This window comes from Micromonospora sp. MGP-C2 (assembly GCF_057766525.1).
On sequence record NZ_JBYMEN010000002.1, the window covers coordinates 2407967 to 2426833 of the forward strand.

The 18867-nt window shown below is 72.5% G+C and carries 13 protein-coding genes and 1 pseudogene; 3 read left to right on the forward strand and 11 right to left on the reverse strand.

Annotated elements, in window-relative coordinates; genetic code table 11:
- Positions 1-193 precede the first annotated feature (193 nt).
- The 3 genes and pseudogenes from AC3CF1_RS10555 (at position 194) to AC3CF1_RS10565 (ending at position 5042) form a co-directional block, all read left to right on the forward strand.
- A pseudogene (locus tag AC3CF1_RS10555) lies at positions 194-1251 on the forward strand (AAA family ATPase).
- Between the two features lies 1 nt (position 1252).
- Positions 1253-2551 (forward strand): DUF58 domain-containing protein, encoded by a 1299-nt coding sequence (locus tag AC3CF1_RS10560; protein ID WP_088949392.1) that lies wholly within the window; start codon positions 1253-1255, stop codon positions 2549-2551.
- A 16-nt stretch (positions 2552-2567) separates the two neighbouring features.
- Positions 2568-5042: a transglutaminase TgpA family protein gene (locus AC3CF1_RS10565; protein WP_488450304.1), complete on the forward strand. Its 2475-nt coding sequence runs from the start codon at positions 2568-2570 to the stop codon at positions 5040-5042.
- A 546-nt stretch (positions 5043-5588) separates the two neighbouring features.
- On the opposite strand, the gene AC3CF1_RS10570 is transcribed toward AC3CF1_RS10565, so the two are convergent.
- The 11 genes from AC3CF1_RS10570 to AC3CF1_RS10620 form a co-directional block, all read right to left on the reverse strand.
- On the reverse strand, positions 5589-5987 hold the full coding sequence (locus tag AC3CF1_RS10570) for a DUF3040 domain-containing protein (protein WP_088949394.1): 399 nt from the start codon (positions 5985-5987) through the stop codon (positions 5589-5591).
- Between the two features lie 116 nt (positions 5988-6103).
- Positions 6104-7366: a DNA polymerase IV gene (locus AC3CF1_RS10575; protein ID WP_088949395.1), complete on the reverse strand. Its 1263-nt coding sequence runs from the start codon at positions 7364-7366 to the stop codon at positions 6104-6106.
- A 63-nt stretch (positions 7367-7429) separates the two neighbouring features.
- Positions 7430-8596 carry an alkaline phosphatase family protein gene (locus tag AC3CF1_RS10580; RefSeq protein ID WP_488450306.1) on the reverse strand — a complete coding sequence of 389 codons (1167 nt, stop codon included), beginning with the start codon at positions 8594-8596 and terminating at the stop codon, positions 7430-7432.
- The gene (locus AC3CF1_RS10585; protein ID WP_088951912.1) at positions 8593-9360 is read right to left on the reverse strand and encodes a methyltransferase domain-containing protein; all 768 of its coding nucleotides are present in this window, start codon (positions 9358-9360) and stop codon (positions 8593-8595) included. The genes AC3CF1_RS10580 and AC3CF1_RS10585 overlap by 4 nt, the downstream gene beginning before the upstream one ends.
- Before the next feature lie 9 nt (positions 9361-9369).
- Positions 9370-10179 (reverse strand): carbohydrate ABC transporter permease, encoded by an 810-nt coding sequence (locus AC3CF1_RS10590; protein WP_488450308.1) that lies wholly within the window; start codon positions 10177-10179, stop codon positions 9370-9372.
- A gap of 109 nt (positions 10180-10288) precedes the next feature.
- On the reverse strand, positions 10289-10462 hold the full coding sequence (locus AC3CF1_RS10595) for a hypothetical protein (RefSeq protein ID WP_158240969.1): 174 nt from the start codon (positions 10460-10462) through the stop codon (positions 10289-10291).
- On the reverse strand, positions 10459-11406 hold the full coding sequence (locus AC3CF1_RS10600) for a carbohydrate ABC transporter permease (protein WP_141910541.1): 948 nt from the start codon (positions 11404-11406) through the stop codon (positions 10459-10461). Before AC3CF1_RS10600 ends, AC3CF1_RS10595 begins: the two co-directional genes overlap by 4 nt.
- A 7-nt stretch (positions 11407-11413) precedes the next feature.
- Positions 11414-12763 carry an ABC transporter substrate-binding protein gene (locus AC3CF1_RS10605; RefSeq protein WP_488450310.1) on the reverse strand — a complete coding sequence of 450 codons (1350 nt, stop codon included), beginning with the start codon at positions 12761-12763 and terminating at the stop codon, positions 11414-11416.
- A 97-nt stretch (positions 12764-12860) separates the two neighbouring features.
- Positions 12861-16268 (reverse strand): error-prone DNA polymerase, encoded by a 3408-nt coding sequence (locus AC3CF1_RS10610; protein ID WP_488450311.1) that lies wholly within the window; start codon positions 16266-16268, stop codon positions 12861-12863.
- A gap of 108 nt (positions 16269-16376) precedes the next feature.
- Positions 16377-18143, reverse strand: a complete 1767-nt coding sequence (locus tag AC3CF1_RS10615) for a DNA polymerase Y family protein (protein WP_488450313.1) — start codon at positions 18141-18143, stop codon at positions 16377-16379.
- Positions 18140-18865, reverse strand: a complete 726-nt coding sequence (locus tag AC3CF1_RS10620; RefSeq protein ID WP_099856054.1) for a hypothetical protein — start codon at positions 18863-18865, stop codon at positions 18140-18142. The genes AC3CF1_RS10615 and AC3CF1_RS10620 overlap by 4 nt, the downstream gene beginning before the upstream one ends.
- Between the last annotated feature and the right edge of the window lie 2 nt (positions 18866-18867).

The following is an 18867-nucleotide window of genomic DNA, read 5'->3' on the forward strand; positions in this document are numbered from 1 at the left end:
TCCGGTCCCCCGACATGGCGAATATCGGTGCGTAACCGACGGACTACCTGCGGGGGTCGGCGATAACGACAAACATGGTTAGCCTGAGAGACCAGTGAGATTCCTGCGGCAGACGAGGCTCGACGTCGCGAACCCAACGGCGGGTCCAGGTGCTCTATACAGAGCTGCCGTCATGGCGACGAGGAGGAGGCCCGTGACACAACAGACCTGGGACGAGGTGGGCGGCCTACTGCCGCACGACGAGTTCCGCGCCGCCAGCGAGGCCATCGTGGCCAACATCGAGCAGGTCATCGAGGGTAAGACCGCCACCGTGCGGCTCGCCCTGGCCGTCCTGCTCGCCGAGGGTCACCTCCTGATCGAAGACGTGCCGGGTGTCGGCAAGACCAAGCTGGCCAAGGCCCTGGCGCGGTCCATCGACTGCACGGTGCGACGGATCCAGTTCACCCCCGACCTGCTGCCCAGCGACGTCACCGGCGTCAGCGTCTACAACCAGGAGACGCACGACTTCGAGTTCCGTCCCGGTGCCGTGTTCGCCAACCTGGTGGTCGGCGACGAGATCAACCGGGCCTCGCCGAAGACCCAGTCGGCGTTGCTGGAGTGCATGGAGGAACGGCAGGTCACCGTCGACGGTGTCACCTACCAGCTCCAGACCCCCTTCATGGTCATCGCCACCCAGAACCCGATCGAGATGGAGGGGACCTACCCGCTGCCCGAGGCGCAGCGCGACAGGTTCACCGCCCGTATCGCGATGGGCTACCCGGACTCCAACGCCGAGCTGGCCATGCTCGACGGGCACGGGGCCACCGACCCCCTGAACGAGCTGCGCTCGGTCTCCGATGCGGCCATCGTCCGACAGCTCATCGCCACCGTCCGACAGGTGCACGTCGCGGACGCGGTCAAGCAGTACGCGATCGACCTGGTCACCGCCACCCGCGAGGCACCTGACCTGCGGCTCGGCGCCTCCCCCGGGCGACCCTGCAACTGCTGCGCACCGCCCGGGCGGTCGCCGCCCTGGAGGGTCGCGACTACGTGCTCCCCGACGACCTGCAGGCCCTGGCGGTGCCGGTGCTCGCGCACCGGATCATCCCGACGGCCGACGCGCAGCTCGCCCGACGCACCACCGACGCGATCGTCTCCGAGCTGGTGCACCGCCTGCCGTTGCCACACGACCGGCAGCGCAACCCGTACGACACCCGCCCCGGCACCGGCAACGGCAACGGCCGCGCGCCCTACGAGCCGCGGAGGCCATGACGTGCGTGCCGGGCTACGCGGGCTGACCACCCGCGGGCGCTCCTTCCTCGCCGCCGCCATCGCGGCGGCGATCTCGGCCGCCATCCTGGGCGAGAAGGACCTGCTCCGGGTGGCTGTGCTGTTGGCCATCCTGCCGTTGCTGGCCGCGGCCTACGTCGGGCGCAGCCGCTACAAGCTGGCCTGCAACCGTTCACTGGACCCGCACCGGGTTCCGGTCGGCGCCAACTCCCGGGTGGTGCTGCGCCTGCAGAACCTCTCCCGGCTGCCGACCGGCACCCTGCTCCTGGAGGACCGGCTGCCCTACGCGCTGGGCAGCCGGCCCCGGGTGGTGTTGGAGCGGCTCGGCGCGCACCAGGCCACCTCCGTGGCGTACACCGTCCGTGCCGACGTTCGGGGTCGCTACGACGTGGGCCCGCTGGTGGTCCGGATGACCGACCCGTTCGGTCTCTGCGAACTCACCAGGTCCTTCCCCAGCACCGACCACCTGACGGTCATCCCGCAGGTCACCGCACTGCCGTCGGTCCGGCTCCCCGGGGAGTACGCGGGCAGCGGCGACAGTCGGGCCCGCTCGGTGGCGGTGCACGGCGAGGACGACGCGGCGACCCGGGAATACCGGCGCGGCGACGACCTGCGCCGGGTGCACTGGAAGTCCACGGCACGCACCGGCGAGCTGATGGTGCGTCGCGAGGAGCAGCCGTGGGAGAGCCGGGCCACTGTCGTCCTGGACACCCGCGCGTACGGCCACCGCGGCGAGGGGCCGACGGCCAGTTTCGAGTGGTCCGTCTCCGCCGCCGCGAGCATCGCCGTCCACCTGCGCCAGGCCGGCTACAAGTTGCGCCTGGTCACCGGCTCGGGGGCGGATGTCGACGCCTCGGAGGCCGGCGGTGACGGGGCGCTGCTCGATCACCTGGCGGAGGTCCGACTGGATCAGCGCGCGGAGCTGACCGACCTCGTGCAACGGGTCCGCCAACGCGCCGACGGTGGTCTGATCATCGGGCTTTTCGGCACGGTGAGCGTGGCCGAGGCCGAGCTGCTGGCCGGCCTGCGGGGCAACGGCGCCACCTGCGTCGGCTTCCTACTGAACAGCTCCACCTGGCTCAGCCTGCCGGAGAAGGCCCGGGCCGAGGCGGAACGCGCGCACGCCGCCGCCGTCCTCGCCATGCTGCAGAGCGGTTGGCGGGTGGTCGGTGTCGACCACGGCGGCCGACTGCCCGCGCTGTGGCCGCAGGCCGGCCGGGGCTCCCAGGGCTTCGCGCTTCGCGCCGCACTGGCCGAGACGGTGGCCGGCGGCGTGCGATGAACGGAAGGTTCCCCTCATGATCGCCAGTCGGAACATCGGCCTGGTGGCGGCCACGGCCACCCTGCTGGCCGCCGCGCCGCTGTCGGCCATCTTCCAGAGCTGGACCTGGCTCATCCAGTCCGTCATCGCGGTCGCCGTGGTGGCCGGGGTGGCCGCGTTGACCCGGCTCGCCCGGGCTCCCCTGTGGGGTCAGGTGCTGGGCATGCTGGCCGGCCTGCTCCTTGCCCTGACCTGGTTGTTCCCCAGCGGCGCGGAGCTGCTCGCCGTCCTGCCCACGCCGGGCACGCTCGCGCACTTCAACGATCTGCTCGCCGGTTCCATGCAGGACATGCGCTCGTACGGCGTCGAGGTCCCCGACACCGACCCGCTGTTGTTCATCACCGTGCTCGGCGTCGGTGGGGTCGCCGTCCTTGTCGACGTACTGGCCGTCGGACTGCGCCGGCCCGCGCTGGCGGGGCTGCCGATGCTCGCCATCTACTCGGTGCCGGTCGCCGTCTACGTGGACAGCGTCCCCGCGGTGCCGTTCGTGGTGGGCGCCGCCGGTTACCTCTGGCTGCTGGTCACCGACAACGTGGACCGCGTACGCCGCTTCGGGCGCCGCTTCACCGGTGACGGCCGTGACGTCGACGTGTGGGAGGCCTCGCCGCTGGCGTCCGCCGGCCGCCGGCTCGCGGCGGTCGGGGTGGCCCTGGCGGTGATGCTGCCGCTGGCGGTGCCCGGCATGACCGGCGGGCTGCTCGACTCCCTCAGCCGGAGTTCGGGCAACGGCAACGGCAACGGCACCGGCTCGGGCGGCACATCGGGTCGGATCGACCTGTTCGCCTCGCTCGCCGGCCAGCTCAACCAGTCCCAGGTGGCCGATCTGGTCAAGGTCACCACGTCCGAACAGAGCCCGTTCTACCTGCGTTACGCGGTCGCCGACGAGCTGCGCCCGGGCGGTTTCCAGGCGCGCAGCCCGAGCGGTCGGCCCGCCAACCGGGACCTGCCGGACCCGGCCGAACGGGCCGGTCGGGGCGTGCAGCAGACCACCTACCGGGCGACCGTCGAGGTCACCAAGAGCCTGAGCATGTCGCTGATGCCGGTGTACGCCGAGCCGGTGCGCACCGAGGACCTCAACGGCAACTGGCTCTACGACCCCAACCAACAGGTCGTCTTCTCCAACCGGGAAAACTCCCGGGGCCGCAAGTACTCCTTCGACTACGTCCGCTCGACATACACGCCGGCGGCGCTGCGGGCCGCGCAGCCGCTCCCGGCCGACCACCCGGTACGCCGGCAGCTGACCGCCACCCCCGAGCGGGTGCCGGAGGTCGACGAGCTGGTCAAGGGGCTGGTCCAGGGCAAGCGCACCGACTACGACCGGGTGCTGGCCATCTACCAGCACTTCTCGGCGGACAACGGGTTCAGCTACCGGTTGAGCACCGAGAGCGGCAGCAGCGGGCAGGACATCGTCAACTTCCTGACCAACAAGGTCGGCTACTGCCAGCAGTACGCCGCCGGGATGGCCTGGCTGGTCCGCGCGGCCGGGATCCCAGCCCGTGTGGCCTTCGGCTTCACCAACGGCAGCAAGCGCGACGGTGACACCTTCACGCTGACCAACCTCAACCTGCACGCCTGGACCGAGGTCTTCTTCGACGGCCTCGGTTGGGTGCCGTTCGACGCCACCCCGGCGTCCGGGGTTCCCGGTTCCACCCGGTCGGCCTGGGCGCCGGACACCGACGCGCCAGAGCCGACCACCCCGGGCACGGGTGTCACGGACGCCCCGACGGGCCCCGAGGCCTCAGCTGGGCCGGCCGGCCCGGACAACGCCGACCGGGACACCGACGAAGGGCTTGCCCTCGGCGGAACGACGCCCGACGAACAGCCGCCGACCTGGCCCTGGTGGGCGGCCGGCGTGCTGGCCCTGCTGCTGCTCCTGGCGGTGCCTGCTCTGCGCCGGGTCGCGCTGCGGCGCCGACGCGGTGGCCGGGCGGCGAGCGCCACGGTGGCCGCCACCACCGTCGCCGACGGCCCCGAGCCGGGGACCCGCCTGATCACGGTCGCCGCCGACGCCAACCGCGCCCGCGCGGACGCGCACGCCGCCTGGGCGGAACTGCTCGACACCCTGGTGGACTTCCGGGTTCCGGTCGACCTCACCGAGACGCCGAGGGCGACCGCGGACCGGCTCATCCGGGACACTCTCAGCGACGACACCGCCGCCGTGGAGTCGGCGCGGCTGCTCGGCAAAGCCGAGGAACGGGCCCGCTACGCGCGGGATCCGCTGACCGGTGAGCGGTTGCTGCCAGCGCTGCGCACGGTCCGCGGGGCGCTCGCCGCACGGGCGGACCGACGGACCCGCATCCTCGCCGCCGTGTTGCCGCCGTCGGTGCTGCTGCGGTGGAGGACCGGCATGGCGGACACGTCCGGTCGAATGGCGGCGCTGACCGGGCGGACCCGGTACCGGCTGCTGCGCTGGAACCCGCGACGGCTGATGGCCGACCGGGCGGCGCGCTGAACAACACAGGTCCAGGTGTGGGGCGGCGGTCGCTGGACCGCCGCCCCACGCTGCGTCAGGCGCCACCGCCCAGCGCCCCCGGCGCGGGTCACCCCGCCCCGCCACCCGCGCCAGTCCCCCGTCGCCCGGCGACCCGTGGGCCAGCGAGCCAGCGAGCCAGCGAGCCAGCGAGCCAGCGAGCCATGATCAGTTGATGCTCAGTAGTTGCAGACGGCTTCCCGCAACTACTGAGCATCAAGTGATCACGGAATGCGGAGCACGATCATGCGGAACGGGGGGCCGCAAGGCTGCCGTGGGCTGGGTCAGCGTTTCCGGGAGAGCCGGCGCTCGCGCCCGGGGAGACACGAGAGAGACCGGCGGAAAGGGGACCGCCAGAAGGAAGACCATGGGAAGAAGATCACCGGCAAGGAAGCCGCCGGATAGGAGGCGGCATGCAGAGGGCGCGCGGGTGCCACCGAGGTCGCCGGCGGGAATGCCCGGCGACCGACTCGTCGCGACGTACGGCCGTCTCAGCGGCGTACGTCCCGCCTCAGGGGCGGGACCGCCCTACCGGTGTCCCTCCGGGCGCTGCCGCCACCTGTCCTCCATGCGGTCGAGGAGTGACGACTTGCGACCGGATCGGCCACCGCGGGGGCGACGACGACTCGTCGTGCCGCCCACCACGTGCAGGTCAGGTGATTGTGCCCGCCGGTGCGACTGGTATGCGAACGCGGCCGACGCCAGCATGACGACGAAGCCCGCCACCGCCAGCGGTGGAGTCTTGATCACCGCGCCATAGACCAGTAGAGCCAAGCCAGCGATGATGACGCCGGCGGCGACGAGCAGGCGACGCCGCGCATGGAAGCGCGGATCGCTGGCGCGCACGGCCGAGGCGAATTTGGGGTCCTCGGCAAGCGACTGCTCGATCTGCTCGAACAGCCGCTGCTCGTGCTCCGAGAGCGGCACGGCACTCCTCCCCGGTCACGTTGGTCGGGCCCATTCGGGCCGACAGACCGTGGCAGCCATCCGGCTGCTTACCCGCAAGTCTACGAGGGGGCTCGCGCGTCGGAAAGCGGGACGACCTACGGGTGGGGTGGATTTTCGTTTCGACGGCTGTCACGGTCGCCCATCAGACTGGCTGGACCTATGACGGACCGCCCGAAACGGGCAGCAGCGGCGTCCACGGCAGCTTCCGCTTCCCGCCAACCATGCTCGGGCGCGCCGAGGGTGAGCTGCCGGGGAGCGCCCTGCGCGGGGGCGAGCCCTTCGACCCGGACACCGACGAGTCGGATCCGCTCGCCCGGGTCCAAAACAGTGTAGAGCGCCCAAACCGTGTCGAACATCTCGCGGGCGGTGTCGGTGGGCACGTCGAGGGTGCGGGAGCGGCTCACGGTGCGGAAGTCGGCCAGCCGGACCTTGAGGGCGACGGTGCGCCCAACCTGCCCGGAGCCTCGCAGCCGGACGCCGACCTTCGCGCTGAGCGCGAGCAGCGCGCGGCGGATCTCCAGTGGGTCGGCCACGTCGACGTCGAAGGTCACCTCGGCGCCGATCGACTTGTCGACGTGCTCCGGGCTGACCCCGCGCGGGTCCCGTCCCCAGGCCAGCTCGTGCAGGTGTGCCGCCGAGGCGGCGCCGACCGCACGGCGGATCATGCCCACCGGCGCCTCGGCGAGATCGCCGACGGTGGTCAGGCCGAGCCGGCGAAGCGACTCCGCGGCGCGCTCCCCCACCCCCCACAGCGCGTCCACCGGCAACGGGTGCAGGAAGTCGAGCACCTGCCCCGGGGGCACCACCAGCAACCCGTCCGGCTTGGCCCGGGTGGAACCCAGCTTGGCCACGAACTTGCTCGGCGCCACCCCGACCGAGCAGGTCAGCGCCTGCTCGGTCGCGACCCGACGGCGGATCAGCCGGGCAATGGTGGCCGGGGAGCCGAAGAGCCGGCGGGCGCCGGTCACGTCGAGGAACGCCTCGTCGAGGGACAGCGGCTCGACCAGCGGGGTGACGTCGCGGAAGATCTGCATGACCGCCCGGGAGGCCTCGGTGTAGGCGGTGAAGTCAGGTGGCAGGTAGACCGCGTGCGGGCACCGGGCTCGGGCCTGACTGGTCGGCATCGCGCTGCGCACGCCGTACCGGCGGGCCTCGTAGCTGGCCGAGCTGACCACCCCGCGTGGCCCGACGCCGCCGACGACCACCGGCCGGCCGCGCAGCTCGGGTCGGCGGCGCACCTCGACGGCGGCGAAGAACGCATCCATGTCGACGTGCAGGATCGGGCTGCCGGAGTCGTCGGCGTCCGGCCCGAAGCGCGGATCGTCGTCGCCCCGGGGCAACGACTGGCTGCGGCCCATCCCGGCAGGTTAACCCGAAGGTACGACACCACCAGCCACCGGCGGGCCGGACCGGTACGCCGGTCAGCCGCGGACGACCAGCAGGGGCACGGTCAGCTCGGCCGCGGTGTCCGACCCGTGGTACGCCACCAGCTTCGACGCCATCGGCCGCTCGGTGCGGCTGGCCATGACCGCGTACGTGTCGTTGCAGGTCACCACCACGTCGCCGATCCGCCCCAGGTGTTCCTCGGGCACCGGACCGAACCAGCCGGTGGCCACCACCTCGTCGCGGGTGCGTACCCGCGCCGCGTCGCCCAGCACCTCGGACCAGGCGGCCCGCACGTCGTCGACCGCGCCCTCCTCGACGTGCAGGTAGCGCACCCGGGCCTCACCGGCCACCACCCGCACCCCGGCGCGCAGCCGTGGGTCGGTGTCCAGGTCGAAGCGGTGGTCGGCGGGAATGTCGAGCTGGCCGTGATCGGCGGTCACCAGCAGTGCCCCGTCCGGCGGCAGGCCGTCGACCAACCGGGCGATCAGGGCGTCCACCTCGGTGGCGGCGACCCGCCAGGGTGCTGAGTCGACGCCGCTGAGGTGGCCGTGCCGGTCCAGGTCGGCGTGGTAGCCGGAGACCAGGGTCGGGCCCGGGCCGGCGGCCAGCGCGGCCAGCATGGCGGCGGCCACCGCGTCCCCACCGGCGGCGCCCCGGAAGTCGCCGCCCCGGTTGGCGGCGAGGGTCAGACCACTGCCGCCGAACTCCGGCCGGCTCACCACTGTCACCGTCACACCGGCGGCGCGGGCCCGTTCCAGCTGGGTGGGCACCGGCTGCCAGTGCAGCGGCGACGGGTCCGCGGCCCAGTCGGTGTGGGTGAGCACCCGGTCGGTGCCGGGCACCCGCACGGTGAAGCCGAGCACCCCGTGCGCGCCCGGCGCGACGCCGGTGCCGAGCGTCACCAGGCTGGTCGGTGTGGTGGACGGGAAACCGGCGATGATCGGTCGGGCCACCGTCGCGGCGAGCCCGGCGAGGGTCGGCGCGTACGGGGCCGCGGTCGGCAGCTGGTACCAGCCGAGCCCGTCGACCAGCAGCACGGCGATCCGGCGTACCCCGGCCAACGCGGGGACGAGCCCGAGCGGGTCGGCCGAGCCGGGAACGCCCAGCACGGCGAGCGCGCTGGGCAGCACGTCGGCGAGACGGCCGCCGCCGTGGTGCGGTCCGAGGACCGTCAGCGGCGCCTCAGGTGGCGTGTCGCTCATGCCGGCCGGCGGGCGAAGAGGTGCAGTTGGGCGGCCAGGTCCCGGTAGGGAGGTTGGGCGGCCAGCGCGCGTTCCAACTCGACCAGGGCGGCGGACTGCCCGTCAGCGACCGCGGCCGGCAGCAGGTCGGCGAGCACGCGTACCCCGTGGATCTCCTCGACCACGAGACCGGCGGCGCCGAGCAGCGCGGCGGCGCCCGGGGCGTCGTAGCGTCGGCGCAGCGTGTCCCGTGGTCCGGCGGTGCCGGCCGGGTCGGCGGCCAGCGCGGTCGCGACGTCGAGGTGGCCGTTCATCGCGCGGCCCAGCACGGCGGCGGCCCGCCCGGCCACGAGCACACTGGCCGCGCCGCCCGGGCGCAGCGCGGTGGCCAACGCGGTCACCACCGGTGCCGGGTCGTCGACCACCTCCAGCACGGAGTGGCAGAGGACGAGGTCGACGCCGGCCGGCTCGACCAGCCCGGCGAGGGCGTCACCGTCGCCCTGCACGGCGGCGATCCGGTCGGCCACGCCGGCCTCCGCGGCCCGGCGGGTGAGCGCGGCGAGCGCGTCGGGGCTGGCGTCGACCACTGTGACGCGGTGCCCGGCGCGGGCCAGCGGAACGGCGAAACCGCCGGTGCCACCGCCCACGTCCAGCACGGTCAGCTCGGCGTCGCCGCGCCGGTCCAGCTCGGCGCGGAGCACCGACCAGATCACGGCGGTACGGGGGGTCAGCGGCGGCCCGGCGAACCGGCCTCGGGTCTGCTCCACCCGGTCGAGCCTAGTCACCTGGTCCAGTCAGCCCTTGCGGCCGGTGGTGGCGATGCCCTCGACGAAGTGCCGCTGGGCCAGGAAGAACAGAATGATCATCGGAACGGTGGCCAGCACACTTCCGGCAAGCACGATCTCCCACTGCTGCTCGCCGCCGTAGCCGAACCGGTCCAGCACGACCTTGAGCCCGCGTGGCAGGGTGTAGAGCTGCTCGTTGCGCAGGTAGATCAGCGGCTTGAGCAGGTCCGTCCAGCTGGCCTTGAACTCGAAGACGAAGGCGACAAGCAGCGCCGGTCGGATCAGCGGAAAGGCCATCTTCCAGAACAGCTGCGGGTAACTGGCGCCGTCCACCCGGGCGGCCTCGAAGTATTCCCGGGGCAGGGCGAGCAGGAACTGTCGCAGCAGGAAGATGTAGAACGCCGAGCCGAACAGGTTGCCCGCCCAGAGCGGCACCTGGGTGTCAGTCAGCCCGAGGTCCGACCAGATGAGGTACGTCGGGATCATGGTGACCGCGAACGGCAGCATCATGGTCGCCAGGACCAGCCCGAAGAGCAGGTTGCGGCCGGGGAAGCGGAAGTAGGCGAAGCCGAAGGCCACCCAGGCGCTGGAGAGGGTCGCCGCGGCGGCGGCGGCCACACCGACCACCACGCTGTTGAAGAACCAGGTCACCAGTGGCACGGCCCGCCAGGCCTCGGCGTAGTTCTCCGGAGCGAACGGGACCGGCAGGAAGCCGGGGGCGAAGACGTACTCCCGGGGGCGAAGCGAGGCGCTGACCAGCCAGACGAACGGCAGCATGAAGATCACCGCGGCGCCCACCAGCGCCACCACGAAGAGCACCCGCTGCCAGGGTGACCGACGGCCCTCACCGGCCGCCGACCGGGCGCCGCCGGCCGGGCCGGCGAGATGCCGGACACCGGCGACGCGGCGCCCCGCTCGACGGCGGTGGTCACGACTCGGCCCCAGCTGCCGGATCCTCCTCCGCCCGGGACCGCCGAACGTTGGCGACGGGACCGTCGGTGAGCTGGTACTCGCGCGGCTCAAGCTGCTCGGGCACCCAGCCAGCGGTCAGCCGGGTGCGTCGCGCGTTGGCCACGCCGTTGTGGCCGATCATCGAAGTCACTTGTCTTCTCCCTCGTAGTACACGAACCGGTTGCTGAGTTTCACCTGTATCAAGGTGATGATCAAGATGATCACGAAAAGCAGCCACGCCATCGCTGACGCGAAGCCCATGTGCAGGAACTGGAACGCCTCCTGGAACAGGTGGATGACGTAGAAGGTGGCGGCGTCGCTGTTGAACGAGTTCTGCGTCTCCCGGTTGCCGAAGTACATCGTGTAGACCTCGGTGAACATCTGCAGCGACGCGATCGTGTTGACGATCAGCGTGAAGAACAGCGCACCCGAGATCATCGGCAGGGTGACCGACCGGAACCGGGCCCACGGGCCGGCGCCGTCGATGGCAGCCGCCTCGTACAGGTCACGGGGCACGTTCTGCAACGCGGCCAGATAGATGATCACCGTGGAGCCGAGGCTCCACAGGCTCATCAGGACGATGCCGGGCATCACCCAGCCCGGGTCGGTGGTCCAGCTCGGACCGTCGATCCCGACCAGGCCGAGCGCCCGGTTGATCAGGCCGTCCTGGGTGTTGAGCAGCAGCAGGAACAGGATGCCGACCGCCACCGCCGGGGTCATCACCGGCAGGTAGAAGACGGTACGGAAGAAGCCCTGCAACCGGCCGACCCGCTTGAGCAGCAGCGCCAGGCCCAGCGAGATGAGCATAACCAGCGGCACGTGCAGCGCCGTGTAGTAGACGGTGTTGCCCAGGCTGCGGGCCACTGCCGGGTCACTCATCAGCTGCCGGTAGTTGTCCAGCCCGGTGTACTCCGGCGGGTTGATCACGTCGTACTCGGTGAAGCTCAACCACAGGCTGGCGATCATCGGCCCCGCCGAGAAGACCAGGAACCCGACGATCCACGGCGCCAGGAAGAGGTACGCCCAGCGCGCCTCCCGCCGGGCCAGCGGCGTGCGACGGCGCCGGCCCGGAGCGGGAGTGGTGACGGTGGTCATCGCGGGGCTACTTCGCGGCCTTGTCCAGGGCTGCGGCGGCCTCCTGCTGGGCCCGCTGCAACGCCTGCGCGGGCTGCGCCTGGCCGGCGAGCACCCGGTTGACCGCGTCGTAGTACGCCTTGTCGAACTCCGCGCCGGCCGGAGAGGCGGGCATCGCGAACGCGGCGTCCTGCACCGAGCGGATGGTGGCCACGGCGTCATCGAAGCGCTTGTTGCCGGTCGGCTGGTACAGCTCGTCGAAGATCTTCTTGTCGGCCGTGGCATTGGCCGTGTAGAGGCCCGTGAACGGCTGGCCGGCGGCCTTGCGGGCGTCCACCCGGGCCTTCGCGGCGGCCACCCAGGTGTCGGTGGCGGTCATCTGCTTGACGAACGCGCACGCCGCGTCCGGGTTCTTCGCGCCCTTGGTGACGACCCAGGCCTGCCCGCCGGACTGGGTCAGCGGCTTGCCTTGCCGGTCCACGAACGGCTTGACCACCAACTCGGCGTTCGGGCTGTTCTTGGCGGCCTGGTTGAGGAACCACTCCTCCATCGGCCACGCCACGATCTGGTTCTTGGACAGCGGGTTCTGCGCACCAAAGAAGTCGAAGGTGTCCCGGAACGACTTGAATTTGCCCCAGCCGCCCTGCTGCTGGATCAGGTTGACCCCGGTGGTCAGCGCCTCGACCACCCTGGGGTCGTCCAGCTTGGCCGTGCGGCCGTCGGCGGAGAGCATGTCGGCGCCGTTGGCCTTGGCCCACATCGGCAGGAACTCGGGAACCTTCGGGTCGATGCCGATCCGGGAGAGTCGACCGCCGGAGACGGCGGCCAGCTTGGCGTTGAGCTGGGGCAGCGCGGCCCAGTCGGCCAGGTTGACCTGGTCGGCGGTCAGCCCGGCCTGCTTGAGCAGCCCCTCGTTGAGGTAGACCACCCGGACGGTGGAGAACTCGGGGATGCCATAGACGGTGTCGTCGAGCGTGACCTGGGCGCGGGCAGCCGGCCGATATTGCTCCAGGTCGATGTCCTGCTTCTTGACGCAGTCGGTCAGCGGCTGGATCGACCCGCGCTTGGCGTACGTGCCGATCAGCTTGCGGTCCATGTAGACCAGGTCCGGTGGGTTGCCCGAGGCGACCGCGGAGAGGAACTGCTGCTCGTCGAAGGCCCCCTCGGTGACCTTCAGCTCGACGCCGGGGTGGTCTCGCTTGAAGGTGTCCACGCGGGTAGTGGCGATCTCGTCGGAGAAACCGAAGCCCATGGTGCTGAGCGTGCCCTTGGCGGCGGTGCCGCCGCCCGCGTCGCTGTCGCCGCCGACACCCCCGCAGCCACTGAGTACCAGAGTGAGCGCCCCGGCGAACACCGTCGCCCGCAGCATCCGTGACATGTGTCCCTCCCCGAGTCCACGCGGACCACACCGTTCGCGTGACCTGCACTTCTCCTCAGACGCGCGCCTCAAACGTGGAATTTGGGTAGCCGAACGGTCACCGGAAGTCACGGGAAGCGGGGCTGACCGGCGGCTCGATGGCGTCCAGTCGATCGGCGACCAGGTTGGTCACCCCCTCGTGCCGCTGCAACCGCCCCCGGACCACCAGCGCGGCGCTGGTGCGGGCCACCCGCCGGTAGCGCTGCCACAACCCCGGCGAACAGGTGACGTTGAGCATCCCGGTCTCGTCCTCCAGGTTGAGGAAGGTGACCCCGCCCGCAGTAGCCGGACGTTGCCGGTGGGTGACGATGCCACCGACCCGGATCCGCTGGCCGGGCTCCACCCGGCCGAGCCGGGCGATCGGCACCGCGCCGAGCACGTCGAGCTGACCCCGGATGAACCGGGCGGGATGGCTCTCCGGCGACAGCCCGGTGGCCCACACGTCGGCGACCAGCCGGTCCACCGCCTCCATCCCGGGCAGCGTGGGCGCCGCCGCGCCGGTCACCGTGCCGGGCAGCCGTCCCGGCCGGTCCTGGGCGGCCGCGCCGGCGGCCCACAGCGCCTGCCGCCGGGTCAGCCCGAAACAGGCGAAGGCGTCCGCGGTGGCCAACGCCTCCAGCTGCGCGGCGGTGAGACCGACCCGCCGGGCCAGGTCAGGCATGTCCCGGTACGGCCCACCGACGGCCCGTTCGGCCTCGATCCGCTCGGCCACGTCGGCGCCGAGGGTCCGTACGCTGGACAGGCCGAGCCGGACCGCCGGGCCGCCCAACCCCCAGGCGTGCGGCGGCTCCCCCGGCCCGCTGCCCCACCGGGTGTCCGGGGTGGACTCCAGCACCGCCTTCGACCCGCTGGCGTTGATGTCCGGGCGACGGACCTCCACCCCGTGCCGACGGGCGTCGTCGACCAGGGTCTGTGGGGAGTAGAAACCCATCGGCTGGGCGTTGAGCAGCGCGGCCAGGAACGGCGCCGGGTGGTAACGCTTGAGCCAGGAACTGGCGTAGACCAGGTAGGCGAAGCTCATCGCGTGGCTCTCCGGGAAGCCGTAACTGGCGAACGCGGTGAGCTTGCGGTAGACGTCGTCGGCCAACTCACCGGTGATGCCCCGCTCGGCCATCCCGGCGTAGAGCCGGTCGGCGATACGGGTCATCCGCTCGACCGACCGTTTGGCGCCCATCGCCCGGCGCAACTGGTCGGCCTCTGCCGCGTCGAAGCCGGCCAGGTCGATGGCGAGCTGCATCAACTGCTCCTGAAACAGCGGCACACCCAGGGTCTTCTCCAGGGCGTTGCGCATCAGCGGGTGCGCGAAGGTCACCGGCTCCTGGCCGTTCTTGCGCCGGATGAACGGGTGCACCGAACCGCCCTGGATCGGGCCGGGCCGGATCAACGCCACCTCGACCACCAGGTCGTAGAACTCGCGGGGCTTGAGCCGGGGCAGGGTGGCCATCTGGGCGCGGCTCTCCACCTGGAACACCCCGACCGAGTCGGCCCGGCAGAGCATGTCGTAGACCTCCGGGTCGTCCAGCGTCATGTCACCCAGGTCGAGGCTCTGGCCGATCATGTCGTAGCCGTAGTGCAGGGCGGAGAGCATGCCCAGCCCGAGCAGGTCGAACTTGACCAGGCCGACCGCCGCACAGTCGTCCTTGTCCCACTGCAGGACGCTGCGCCCGGGCATCCGCCCCCACTCCACCGGGCAGACCTCGATCACCGGCCGGTCGCAGATCACCATGCCGCCGGAGTGGATGCCCAGGTGCCGTGGGAACGTCTGCAACTCGTTGGCGTACTCCACCACCTGCTCGGGGATGTTCTCCACGTCGACAGTGGCGACCGAGCCCCATCTGTCGATCTGCTTGCTCCAGGCGTCCTGCTGCCCCGGCGAGTAGCCGAACGCCTTGGCCACATCGCGCACCGCCGACCGGGGCCGGTAGGAGATGACGTTGGCGACCTGGGCGGCGTGCTCCCGGCCGTAGCGGGTGTAGACGTGCTGGATCACCTCCTCCCGACGGTCGGACTCGATGTCCACGTCGATGTCCGGTGGGCCGTCGCGTTCCGGGGCGAGGAACCGCTCGAAGAGCAACCGGTGCCGGACCGCGTCCACATTGGTGATCCGCAATGCGTAGCAGACCGCCGAGTTGGCCGCCGAACCCCGACCCTGGCAGTAGATGTCCTGCTCACGGCAGAACGTGACGATGTCGTAGACCACCAGGAAGTAGCCGGGGAAGCCCAACTCCTCGATCATGTTCAACTCGTGGTCGAGTTGCGCGTACGCCGTCGGGTGCGCCTGCGGCGGCCCGTAGCGCTCCCGCGCCCCGTCGGCGGTCAGCTTCCGCAGCCAGCTCATCTCCGTGTGCCCCGGTGGTACCGGGTACGCCGGCAACTGCGGCGCGACGAGCTGGAGGTCGAAGGCCAACTCGGCGCCGAACTCGGCGGCCCGCGCCACCGCACCCGGGTACGCGGCGAACCGGGCCGCCATCTCCGCGCCGCTGCGCAGGTGGGCGGTGGCCGCCGCGGGCAGCCAGCCGTCGATCTCGTCCAGGCTGCGTCGGGCCCGGACGGCGGCGACGGTGGTGGCCAGCCGACGCCGGCCGGGCGTGGCGTAGTGCACGTTGTTGCTGGCCACCGTCGGCAGCCCGGCCGCGGTGGCCAGGTCGGCGAGCGCGTCGTTGCGGTCGGCGTCGACAGGATGGCCGTGGTCGGTCAGCTCCACCGCCACCGTCTCCGCACCGAAGAGCGCGGTCAGCCGGTCCAGCTCGCGGGCCGCCGCGTCCACCCCCTCGGTGAGCAGCGCGCCCGGCACGTGCCCCTTGCGGCAACCGGTCAGCACCAGCACGTGATCGCGTAGCTCGGCGGCGACCTCCTCCAACTCTCCGTAGACCGGGCGGCCCTTCTCCCCGCCGCGCAGTTGGGCGCGGGCGATGGTGGTGGCCAGCCGGGCGTACCCCTCATGGCCGTGCGCGAGCACCAGCAGGTGCGCGCCGTGCGGGTCGGGTTCGCCGTTCTGCGGGCCGGGCAGCCCGAGGGACAGCTCCGCGCCGAAGATGGTCGGCAGGCCCAGCGTGCGGGCCGCCTCGGCGAAGCGGACCACCCCGTAGAAGCCGTCGTGGTCGGTGACAGCGAGCGCGGTGAGCCCCAGCCGGGCCGCCTCCTCGGCCAGCTCCTCGGGATGGCTGGCACCGTCGAGGAAGCTGAAGTTGGTGTGCGCGTGCAGCTCCGCGTAGGGCACCACCCCGTCGGGGCGGGTCAGCTCCGGTGGCTGGTACCGCTCACGGTGGCGGCTCCAGGCCGGGGAGTCTCCCCCGTCGGCGTCCACGGCGAGCGGGTCCACCACGTGCAGGTGCCGCTCGTCGCGCGACCGCCCGCCGCCGGAACCGCCCGACCCGCCGTCGCCCCGACCGGAGCTGCCACTGCCCCGCCCGGAGAGCACCCGTTCCAACTCCGACCAGGGCATCTTCGGGTTGTGGAAGCTCATTCCCGCACCCTCGCCCTGATCGACTCGACCTCCGGGAAGTCGGGCTGTCCGGGTCGGCGGGACACCCCGACTTTCGGAATATCGAGTCGATCAAGCCCGGCTGGACGCTCAGTCATAGATCGCCTCCACCAACCACTGCCCGCCCTCGACGGCGAGCAGCAGGGCGGTGCCGTCGGCCAGGCAGACCTGGAACCGTGCCCGCCGCCGAGCCTCGGCCGGAGCCCACCACCGCTCGTCCACCGGCCACGGGCCGACCCAGCCGACGATCTCCGCCGGCCGGCCGGTGCCGACCACCAGCCGGGCGGGCGGAGCGCTCACCGCCAGCCGCGCGCTGATCACCACCGCCTCACCAGCGGCGTCGTGCACGGTCGCGGCGAGCGGGCTGGGCAGCACCACAGCCGGCGCGGGCGCCGGCAGCCGGCCGGGCCACGGTGGAACCCCGCCGGCACTGTGGTCGGCAGGCCGACCGGCACTGACGGCCCGGCCGCCGCCACTGGCGATCGACTCGCCGGACAGCGGTGCCCGGCCGGGACGCGCGATCGGCGCACCGGACAACGGCGCCGGACCGGGACGCGCGATCGGCTCGCCGGACAGCAGTGCCGGGCCGGGACGCGCGATCGGCTCGCCGGGCAACGGTGCCGGACCGGGACGCGTGGGGAGGCGTTCGTCGCCCCACGGCACCAGTCGCACCTGGTCGGCCGGGGAGCGACCACCGCCGAGCACCGCGGTGACCACCGCTTCCGGGCCGAGGATGCCCTGCACCCGGCTCAGCGCCCGGTGCGCCCGTTCCCGCTCCTCGCCGGTCTCCCCCCACAGGCCGGCCTGCAGACCGGCCTGGGCGATCACCCCGTCCGGGATCAGTCGCAGCCGGATGATGCCGGCCGTCGGTCGGGCCGGTCGGGCGCCGGTGCGGCCACTGCTGCCGGAGAGCCACCCGTCGAGCTGCCAGCGCACCCGGTCGGCGATGGCCGCGGCGGTGAGCAGGCCGTCGTGCCGCCACACCCGGTGCAGCTCCTGCCCGTGCTCGGTGACCGCCTCGATGCCGAGCCGGGTGCAGGCCAGCCCGTGCCCGGCCAGTCGCTCATGCAACTGCTCAGCCAACGCCCGGGCCACGAACGCGGCCACGTCGACCCGGTCGATCGGCTCGTCCTGCTCGGCGGTCACCGTCAGGTCGGCCGGCGGCTGCCGGACGGCGAGTGGGCGGTGGTCCCGCCCGGCGGCCAGCCGATGGACCAGCGCACCGTCGAACCCGAACCGGGCCAGCACGTCGCCAGCCGGCAGCGCGGCGAAGTCGCCGAGACTGCGCACACCGAGCCGCCGCAACAGGTCGGCCAGCGCCGAGCGGCCGAGCGCCTCGACCGGCAACCCGGCCAGGAACTCCGGTGTCCCACCCGGTGGCACCACCCGACCGGAGCGAGCGGCCAACCCGGCCGCGAACACCCCGTCGGCGATGCCGACCTGGCTCTCCACCAGGCACGACTGGGCGACGTGCTCGATGATCCGCTCGGCGGCCGCCTCCTCGCCACCGAGGTAACGGCTCGGCCCGCGGGCGGCCACCGCGCAGGCGCCCGGACGGACCACCTCGACGCCGGCGACCAGCTCCTCCACCGCGGCGACCACCGGCTCGAATGCCCGGGCGTCCCGACCCGGGTCGTAATCCACGACGGTGAGCTGCGGGCAGCGACCCTGCGCCTCCCGTTTGCGCAGCCCTCGGCGCACCCCCTCGGCGCGGGCCCGCTCGGAGCAGGCGACCACCCGGTTGGCGTGCAGCACGGCGACCGGGCCGGTGGCCAGCACCCCGTCGACGATCTCGGCGGCGAGCACCGGCCAGTCCGGGCACCACAGCAGCAGGGTCCGTGCCGGCGTGCCGGTCACTCCCGACCGACCAGGGCGAGCGGCGCGGCCGGACGGCCCACTGTCGACGGCATCACACGCGGGATCACCCTGGTCAGCTCGTCGCCCGGCAGCCAGACCTTGATCTCCTTTGGTCGGGCAGCCGCCCCGCGCCCGCGCGCCGAGACGGTGACCTCCCGGCGGCGCAACCGCCCCCGGCCATGCCCGAGCCCTTCCCAGACTCCACGGACCACCTGCAACGTCACGTCCGCGCCGTCCCACCGGCCGTACGGGACGAGCACACTGCCGCGCTGCCGCGCCCGGGCGGCCAACCGGGTGGCGACCGAGGCGGAGACAGCGGCCGGCACGGTGGTGACCACGACGTCCACCCCGTCGATCAGCGCGGCGACCACTGTGGCCCACTCGGGGCCGGGATTCGGCACCAGGGCCAGCCGGTCCAGGGCGATGCCCAGCTCGGCGGCCGCGCCCGCGCCGAACGTCGGCACACCGACCACGGCGCACCACGAGCCGGCCCGGGAGGCCTCGGCGAGCAGAGCCAACATCAGCGAGGTGCCACCGCTGCGCCGGGGCTGGCCGGCGGCAACCGCGATGGTGCTGCCCCGGCGCAGGCCTCGGTTGGGCAGCAGACCGGTCAGCTCGGGCACCACCGGCAGCACCCGGTGCCCGCCGGCCTGGTCGGGCGCGCTCGCCGGGCGCACCAGATCGGCCAGTGCGGCGGAACCGACCACCATGCGGCCCGCCATTG

What these genes read in the sequence shown, in the direction of transcription:
- AC3CF1_RS10565 (WP_488450304.1), top strand. Translation starts at nt 2,568, where the DNA reads ATGATCGCCAGTCGGAACATCGGCCTGGTGGCGGCCACGGCCACCCTG.
- AC3CF1_RS10575 (WP_088949395.1), bottom strand. Translation starts at nt 7,366, where the DNA reads ATGGGCCGCAGCCAGTCGTTGCCCCGGGGCGACGACGATCCGCGCTTC.
- AC3CF1_RS10580 (WP_488450306.1), bottom strand. Translation starts at nt 8,596, where the DNA reads ATGAGCGACACGCCACCTGAGGCGCCGCTGACGGTCCTCGGACCGCAC.
- AC3CF1_RS10600 (WP_141910541.1), bottom strand. Translation starts at nt 11,406, where the DNA reads ATGACCACCGTCACCACTCCCGCTCCGGGCCGGCGCCGTCGCACGCCG.
- AC3CF1_RS10605 (WP_488450310.1), bottom strand. Translation starts at nt 12,763, where the DNA reads ATGTCACGGATGCTGCGGGCGACGGTGTTCGCCGGGGCGCTCACTCTG.
- AC3CF1_RS10610 (WP_488450311.1), bottom strand. Translation starts at nt 16,268, where the DNA reads ATGAGCTTCCACAACCCGAAGATGCCCTGGTCGGAGTTGGAACGGGTG.
- AC3CF1_RS10620 (WP_099856054.1), bottom strand. Translation starts at nt 18,865, where the DNA reads ATGGCGGGCCGCATGGTGGTCGGTTCCGCCGCACTGGCCGATCTGGTG.